Here is a 7509-nt window from a genome sequence, read left to right on the forward strand (position 1 = left end):
AGCTCGAGCGGACCGGCCACCGGGTGGTGCAGGCGTTTGCTGCCGGTCGTGGGGGGGGGCCCCGGCGGGCGGGCGCCCCCCCCCCCCCCCCGGCGGGGGGGCGGGGGGCGCCCCCCCCCCGTCGGGGTTCGGGACTTCAGGCGGTGGCGCGCCGGGCGGTCATCCCGAGCAGGGCGCACAGCGCCGCCACCAGGCCGAGCGCGCCGCACAGCCACCAGACGCCGTTGCCCAGCGCGACCCACGCGGCCACGCCGAACAGCGGGCCGAGCGCCATGCCCAGGCCGAAAGTCGCCTGGTGGGCGCTGATGTAGCGGGCCTTGACGGTGGCGGGGAACGTCGAGGGGTAGGCGAACATCGTCGGCCCGTTGATCATGATCCCGAAGACGAACACGACCGTGCACACGACGAGCGCGACCGCCGAGCCGCCGCTGAGGCCGAACCCGGCGACGCCGAGGCCCATCAGCACGGTCCCGGCCGTGGCGGCGACGTGGCCCGGCCAGCGCGTGACGTACGAGGTGATCTTCAGCTCGCACAGGATCAGCACGGCCGACGCGGTCACGAGCACGACGCTGTAGAGGCCGGCGGAGTGCCCTTCGGCGGTGATCTTCAGCGGCAGGGCGACCGTGTACTGGACGTAGATGATCGACCCGATCAGCACCGAGGCCAGGAAGAACCAGAACCGCCCGTCGCGCAGCAGGGTCCCGTACGCGGCCCGGGTCCCGCTCCCGGCCGGCTCGGACGCCTCGCGCTCGACCCGGCGGTCGGGCAGCAGCCGCACCGCGAGGACCGCGTAGAGCAGCGCGGTCGCCGCGTCGAACCACAGCAGGAGGTTCCAGTCGAGCAGGATCAGCCCGGCCGCGATCAGCGGGCTGAGCGCCGCGCCGAGGTTGAGGGCGATCCGCATCATCGAGAAGCCCATGACGCGGTCGGAATCGGGCATCAGCTCGCTGAGCAGGACGGCGGCCGCGGGCCGGTAGCTCTGGGTCGCGAGGCCCGCGAGCAGCATCGCGGCCATCAGCGCGACGATGAGCTCGGGCCGGCCGAAGAACGGGACGAGCGCGAGGATCACGGCCGACCCGGACATCGCGGCGGTGATGGTGGCCCGCGGGCCGATGCGGTGCACGAGTTCGCCGCCGGCCAGGCCGCCGAGGACCGAGCCGATGCTGTAGGCGGCGAGGACGAGTCCCGCCTGTCCCGCGGAGAAACCGCGGAAGACCAGGTACAGCACCATGAACGTCTGGACGAACGCGCCGAGCTGGTTGACGAGCACGCCGCCGAGCAGATAGCGGACGGGCGTGGGCGTCCGGCGCAGGACGGCCAGTACGCCGGCGGGTTTTTCGGTGGTGGTCACGGCCGAGCCTCCAGAGGCATGCGTTGGGGTGTGCCGCACCACTTCTCGGGTGCCGGCTTCCTCATTGCAGCTGTCCGGACGATTGACCGGCAGAGTTGTTTCCGCCGGAAAATCAATTCGCGCGTGACGTGGACAACGTCGGTGCTCGGAGCGTGACGCAGTTGTCGCGGAATTCGCATTGCCCGCGCCCGGCCGGACGCAGCGATTGCTGCATCCGGCCGGTAAGCGGGGAAATCAGAGCCCGACGATCAGTTCGTGGTCGATTTCGACGAACTCGGTGATCAGATCGGCGAACTTGCCGGCGATCAGTTCCTTGTAAGCGGCCGAACCGGTGTGCGCGTCGTAGGCGGCCTGGTCGGCGAAGTGCTCGACGAACAGCAGGAAGTCCGGCTTGGCGGGGTCGCGGTAGACGCGGAAGGACACGGTGCCGTCCTCCTGCCCGGGGCCGAGCGGCGCGAACTCGTGCACGAGCGCCTCGGCCTCGGCCTGCTTGCCCGGCTTGAGGGGGATGGGGAACACCTTCGCCAGCATGGGGGAACCTCTCGGTAGTGCGGTGCTTGGTACGGCGACCACTTTGCCGAGCGCGGGCTGCGGAGTCCGGCCAGATCCGGACATGTTCTTCTTCCTGGGTGCGCACCTGCCGCGGTCGTGTCCGGATCCGGCTAGCGCGGGCCGGGGCGGATCGCCACCATCGGGGGCATGACGACTTTTTCGGCCGTGGTCACGACCGGCATCTACTGCCGTCCCGGCTGCGGGGCGAAGCCGCTCGCGGAGAACGTGAAGACGTTCGAGTTGGCCGCCGAGGCCGAGGCGGCCGGGTTCCGGGCGTGCCTGCGCTGCCGCCCGTACCGCGTCGCCGGCCCGGTCGGCGCGGACGCGCCGGAGCTCGTCTGCCGCGCGGTGCAGCTGATCATCGCCGGGGCGCTGGACACCGGCACCGAAGCGGAGCTGGGCCGGCGGCTGGCCGTGTCGCCGCGGCACCTGCGCCGGCTCTTCCACGACCACCTCGGCGTGACGCCGGACCAGCTCGCCCGGTCGCGCCGCGCCCACTTCGCGCGCCGCCTGCTCGACGACTCCGACCTGACCGTCGCGGACGTGGCGTTCGCCGCCGGGTTCGGCAGCCTGCGCCAGTTCAACCGGGACATGAAGCTGGTCTTCCGCGCTTCCCCGCTCGAGCTGCGCAACCGGCGCCGGCGGACCGACCGGCTCGCCGCGGACGGCGGCCTGATGATGCGGCTGCCCTTCTCGGCGCCGTTGCACTGGGAAGCGCTCAGCGCGTTCCTGGCCGACCGCGCGGTCCCCGGCGTCGAGTCGGTGCTGGACGGCGTCTACCGCCGCACGATCAGCCTCGACGGCGAGGCGGGCGTCATCGAGGTGTCCCGCGGGGGCGAGGACCACCTGCTGCTGACCGCGCACATGCCGTTCTGGGAGGGCCTCATCCACATCGTCGACCGCGTCGGGCGGATGGTCGGGGTCGACGCCGACACCGCGCCCGCCGAGGCCGCATTCGCCGGTGACCCGATCCTGGGCCCGTTGCTGCGCAAGCGGCCCGGCCTGCGCGTGCCGGGTGCCTGGGGCTTCTTCGAGGTCGCCGTGGAAGCCGTGCTCAGCCAGTACGGCGTCCGCGCGCGGGTCCGGCGGCAGCTGGCCGCGCTGGTCGAAGTGGCGGGCCGGCCCGTGCCGGGCCTCGAACACGGCCTGACCCACCTGTTCCCCTCGGCCGAGACCCTGGCCCAGGCGGACCTGGAGGCGGCCCGGCTGCCCGCGGCGACCGCGCGGACGCTGCACGCGTTCGCCTCCGCCGTGGCCGCGGACGAAACCCTGCTCGACCCCGGAGCGAGCCTGGCCGACTGCACGGCCGCGCTCACGGCGTTGCCCGGCATCGAGCAGAGCACCGCCCAGGAGATCGCCCTGCGGCTGGGGCACGCCGACGCCTTCCCGGCCGGCGAACGCACGGTCGAGGCGATGCTGCTCGAGCACGACGTCTTCGCCGACGCCGGCCGCTCGGCCGCCGCCTGGCACCCGTGGCGCGCCTTCGCCGCGACCCACCTGATCGCCGCCGGTGTACCGACGCCGGCCGCCTGAACACCCAGAAGGAGAACGGATGTCTGCCAACCGGCTCGCCGAACGGCTGCGCGCCCTGCACACCGACCGCACGCTGGTGCTGCCGAACGCCTGGGACGCCGCCAGCGCGGCCCTCATCGCGCGGGCCGGGGCCCCGGCGATCGCCACCACCAGCGGCGGGGTCGCCTGGTCCGCCGGGCGGCCCGACGGGCACGGCCTCACGCGCGAGGAGATGGCCGAGCTCGTCGCCCGGATCGTGCGCGTCGTCGACGTCCCGGTGACCGCCGACATCGAGGGCGGCTACGGCCCGTCCGAGGACGACGTCGCGGCGACCGTCCGCGCGGTCGTCGAGGCCGGCGCGGTCGGGGTCAACCTGGAGGACTCGACCGCGCCCGGCGGTCCGCTGTTCGACGTCCCGGCGCAGGTCGGGCGGGTCCGCGCGGCCCGCGACGCGGCGACCGCGGCCGGCCTGCCCGAGCTGTGGATCAACATCCGCACCGACGTCTACCTGTTCGGCATCGGCGAGCCCGAAGGCCGCCTGGACGACGTCCTTTCCCGCGCGGGGGCCTACGCCGCGGCGGGTGCGGACAGCCTGTTCGTGCCGGGCCTGGTCGACCTGGAGACGCTCCGCGTCCTCGTCAAGGAGAGCCCGCTGCCGGTGAACGTGATGGTGTGGCCGGGCGCCCCGACGGTGGCGGAGCTGGAAGCGGTCGGCGTCCGGCGGATCAGCGTCGGCACGGCGATCGCGCAGGCCGCCTACGCGGTCGCCCAGCGCGCGGCGGTGGAACTGCTGGAGCAGGGCACCTACACCGCGTTGGAAGGGGGGCTGGACTTCGGCGCCGTCAACAGCGCCGTGACCGGCTGAGCTTCATCCACGGACGGGCCGCGCCGGGGAGTAAGCCGGGCCGCGGCCCGTCCGCTGTCTACTCCCGTTTTGCACCCCGTTGATTTTCCTTGACGGACAACCGTTTCCATCAATTAAAGCGCTGGCTTCAATCACTTCCATGCGGTTCGACCGAATCCGCGACCGAGAAGAAGACCTCGAGGGAAGTGATGTGATGACCGTAGTCGAGCCGCTGCCGGTCCGCCCGCCGGAAACCGCGGTGGAGATCCTCGCCCGGGCCCAGGCCCTCGCCCCGGTGCTGCGCGAACGCGCCGAAGAGATCGAACGGACCCGGCGGCTGCCCGCGGACGTCGTGGACCTCCTGCGCGGCACCGGCGTCTTCCGGATGGGCTTCTCCCGCGACCACGGCGGGCCCGAGCTCACGTCGATCGAGCAGACCGAGGTGATCGAGGCGCTGGCCTACGGCGACTCCGGTGCCGGGTGGTGCGCGATGATCGGGTCGGACACCGGCCTCTACGCGTCGTTCCTGGACCGCGCCGTCGCCGCGGAGATGTTCCCCAGCCTGGACATGGCGACCGCCGGGCTGCTCTTTCCCAACGGCCGCGCGGAGATCGTCCCCGGCGGCTACCGCCTCACCGGCCGCTGGCAGTTCGGCAGCGGTGTCACGCACGCCGACTGGGTCGTCTCCGGTGCCTTCCTCTACCGCGACGGCAAGCCCGAACCCGGCGCCGACGGGTCGCCGCACGACTCGATCCTGCTCATGGTGCCGAAGGCGGACGTCGAGGTGCTCGACACCTGGCACACCACCGGCCTGGCCGGCAGTGGCAGCTGCGACTACACGATCACCGACGTGTTCGTGCCCGCCGAGCACACGCTCACCTTCGCCGACGTGCGCGGGGGTTCGGGTCCGCTGGCCCAGCCCGAGGTGCACATGCGGAACATGCCGGGCGTCGCGCTCGGCGTCGCCCGCGCAGCGCTCGACTTCGCCACGGACGCGGCCGTGTCCGCGGGCCGGGAAGACGACTACCGCACGCAGACCACCCTGGCCGACTGCGAAGGCGACTTCGCCGCGGCTCGCGAAGGCGTCTACGGCGCTTTGCGGCGCCAGCACGAAGTCCTGTCCGCGGGCGGCTCGCTCGACGACCTGACCCCGCGGGAGCGGGCCGCGCTGCCGCTGTCCCGGCGGCACGCGTTCCGCACCGCGCGGTCGATCGTCACCCGCCTGTACGACCTGGTGCAGACCACCGCGATCTACCGGCCTTCGCCGCTGGACCGCTGGCTGCGCGACACCACCACGATGTGCCAGCACATCGTGGCGCAGGACCGGATCCTGCAGACCGCCGGCGCCCACCTCCTCGGTGGCCGCCCCGCGTTCCCGCTGGCGCTCGGGATCACCTCCAGCCGGCGCTGACTCCACCCCAACCCCAGGCCCCACCCCGAAAAGAAGGAAGACACCGATGCGCAAGCTCCGGGCCGCCGTGTGCGCGGCCGCCGTGCTCGCCGTGACACTCACGGCGTGCAGCACCCCGAGCGGCACCACCGCCGCTCCGTCGCCGGACGGTGCCGCCGCGCCCGCCGCGGCGAACATCGACCGCGACGCGGTCATCAGCTACAGCGAGACCGAGCCGGCCAGCCCGCTCGTGCCGGGCAACACCACCGAGGTGGGCGGCATCAGCGTGCTGGGCACGCTGTTCCGCGGCCTCATCGAGTACGACGCCAAGACGGCCGCCCCGCACAACGCCGTCGCGGACTCGGTCACCACCACCGACTCCAAGGTGTGGACGATCAAGCTCAAGAACGGCTGGACGTTCCAGGACGGCACGCCGGTGACCGCCAAGAGCTTCGTCGACGCGTGGAACTACACCGCGTATTCCCCGAACCTGATGGCCGGCGCCAGCTACTTCTCGCACGTCGTGGGCTTCGCCCAGGTCAACAACGCGACCGCGGACGGCAAGCAGCCGGCGGCGCTGCCGGCGGCCAAGGAGCTGTCGGGCCTTAAGCTCGTCGACGACAAGACGTTCACCGTCACCCTCGACGCGCCGTTCTCGGAGTTCGGCGTCCAGCTCGGCTACGCGGCGTTCTTCCCGATGCCGGCGAGCTTCTTCGCCGACCGCAAGGCCTTCGAGGCGCACCCCGTCGGCAACGGGCCGTTCAAGTTCGAGTCCTACACGCCGGGCAAGGACCTCGTCGTCAAGCGGTTCGACGGCTTCGCCGGCGAGCAGAAGCCGAACATCGGCGGCATCGACTTCCGCTTCTACACCGACCTGGACAAGGCCTACGCCGACGTCCTGGCGAACAAGCTCGACTTCCTGTCGTTCACGCCGTGGACCTCGACCCAGGGCGGCAAGATCAAGAAGGACCTGCCCGAAGACCGGCGCAAGACCTACACCTACCTCGGCTACCAGGCGATCGCGTTCCCGCTGTTCGACAAGCGCTACGACAGCCCGCAGTTCCGCCAGGCCATCTCCATGGCGATCGACCGGAAGGCCCTGATCCAGCAGGTGTTCAACGGCGGCCGCACCCCGGCCGACGGCCTGGTCGCCCCGAACGTCCAGGGCCACCTGGACAACCAGTGCGGCGAGCTGTGCACCTACGAGCCGCAGAAGGCCAAGCAGCTGTTCGACGCGTCCGGCTTCCAGGGTGACATCGAGCTGACGTCCAACATCGACTCCGGCAACCAGGAGTGGATGGAGGTCATCTGCAAGCAGATCCAAGCCTCGCTGGGCCACACCTGCAAGTTCACCCCGCAGACGACCCTCGGCGACTTCCGCAAGCAGCTCAACAACCGGACGGTCACGGGCATCTACCGCTCGGCGTGGGTCGCGGACTACCCCTCGATCGAGAACTTCCTGAACCCGCTCTTCCGCACCGGTGCGGCCTCGAACGTCGGCCAGTACTCGAACCCGAAGGTCGACGACCTGCTCAAGCAGGCCGACGCCGCCCCGTCGCAGAAGCAGGGCCAGGCGCTCTACCAGCAGGCCGAAAAGCTGGTCCTGCAGGACATGCCGACCATCCCCATCTGGTGGCAGTCCGGCACCGCCGCCTGGGCGTCCCGGCTGCACAACGTCCAGCCCACCCAGTTCCGCGAGCTCGACCTCTTCAGCGTCACCGTCAGCAAATAGCTCCGTGGGGGGGGGGGGGGGCCCCCCCCCCCCCCCCCCGCCCGCGCAGGCGGGGAGTGGGAGTAGTGAGCGGCGAGGCGTGGGGGGGGGGTGGGGGGGGGCGCGCGGCGCCCGCCCCCCGCCCCGGC

General features: G+C 72.0%; 6 protein-coding genes. 4 read left to right on the forward strand and 2 right to left on the reverse strand.

Features of this window, described 5'->3' with window-relative positions; genetic code table 11:
- Positions 1-136 precede the first annotated feature (136 nt).
- On the reverse strand, positions 137-1351 hold the full coding sequence (locus QQ657_RS56295; RefSeq protein WP_284750714.1) for an MFS transporter: 1215 nt from the start codon (positions 1349-1351) through the stop codon (positions 137-139).
- Between the two features lie 234 nt (positions 1352-1585).
- Positions 1586-1882: a putative quinol monooxygenase gene (locus QQ657_RS56300; RefSeq protein WP_284750715.1), complete on the reverse strand. Its 297-nt coding sequence runs from the start codon at positions 1880-1882 to the stop codon at positions 1586-1588.
- A gap of 168 nt (positions 1883-2050) precedes the next feature.
- Here QQ657_RS56300 and QQ657_RS56305 point away from each other — a divergent pair, with 168 nt between their 5' ends.
- From QQ657_RS56305 to QQ657_RS56320, 4 genes are all read left to right on the forward strand, one after another.
- Positions 2051-3436: an AlkA N-terminal domain-containing protein gene (locus QQ657_RS56305; RefSeq protein ID WP_284750716.1), complete on the forward strand. Its 1386-nt coding sequence runs from the start codon at positions 2051-2053 to the stop codon at positions 3434-3436.
- A 19-nt stretch (positions 3437-3455) separates the two neighbouring features.
- Entirely contained in the window at positions 3456-4280 is an 825-nt protein-coding gene (locus tag QQ657_RS56310; protein ID WP_284750717.1) for an isocitrate lyase/PEP mutase family protein, read from the forward strand.
- 193 nt (positions 4281-4473) lie between these two features.
- Positions 4474-5670 carry an acyl-CoA dehydrogenase family protein gene (locus tag QQ657_RS56315; RefSeq protein WP_284750718.1) on the forward strand — a complete coding sequence of 399 codons (1197 nt, stop codon included), beginning with the start codon at positions 4474-4476 and terminating at the stop codon, positions 5668-5670.
- A 46-nt stretch (positions 5671-5716) separates the two neighbouring features.
- A complete protein-coding gene (locus tag QQ657_RS56320; RefSeq protein WP_284750719.1) occupies positions 5717-7381 on the forward strand; it encodes a peptide ABC transporter substrate-binding protein in 1665 nt (554 codons plus the stop codon).
- The last annotated feature ends 128 nt before the right edge of the window (positions 7382-7509 follow it).

Source organism: Amycolatopsis ponsaeliensis, assembly GCF_030182635.1.
In the GTDB taxonomy this organism is placed as follows: Bacteria; Actinomycetota; Actinomycetes; order Mycobacteriales; family Pseudonocardiaceae; genus Amycolatopsis; species Amycolatopsis ponsaeliensis.